At 63.2% G+C, this 517-nt stretch carries 1 protein-coding gene; it reads right to left on the bottom strand.

Translation table 11 applies throughout. The features are described from left to right. Window positions 1-257: 257 nt before the first annotated feature. On the bottom strand, window positions 258-517 hold a 260-nt coding region (locus tag AC4PR2_RS29625; RefSeq protein ID WP_492176142.1), incomplete at its 5' end, for a hypothetical protein.

The following is a 517-nucleotide window of genomic DNA, read 5'->3' as shown; positions in this document are numbered from 1 at the left end:
ACAAATACATAGAGTCAGCCAGGCTGGTCAATAAATGTACTTAGCGTACGTTTTCGTACGGTTGGGCTTCAGACCCCATGTCATGGCCGGCAGGGGTCGCTGCGCGTCAAGCGGACGTGAAATAAAGAGACGAGGCTTGCCGAGGCGATTTTATGTCGCGAAAGCCGCTTGAAGGCCGGGCTTGCCCGCCGGCGCGCGGAATGCGGCGCCTGCCAAGATGTCATCGGGCTGCAGGGGGGAACATTATTGAAGGCCGTTCATCGTCCGGTGAAGCGCAGATACGGCAACAGGCAGGCAAAAATGCAAAGCGACGCGGCAGCCGCCGGAGAAGGGCCGGCCATGCCGGCGTCCTTTGCGCCCGGCGCGTGGCGGTTGACCTTCACGGGCGGGCGGCGCTCGCGGCGCCAGTCCGCCCGCCGGGAGCGGATGCCCCAGCCGCGTGATTGTGCGATACTGCGCCACAACAGACACAACCGGAGAGGGACAAAGTGATGAGCGACCAGCCAGCTGCGCCAGA

This window comes from Serratia sp. A07 (assembly GCF_058725505.1).
The sequence above is the reverse complement of the archived record's forward strand: the minus strand, read 5'-3'. Positions and strand labels throughout refer to the sequence as shown.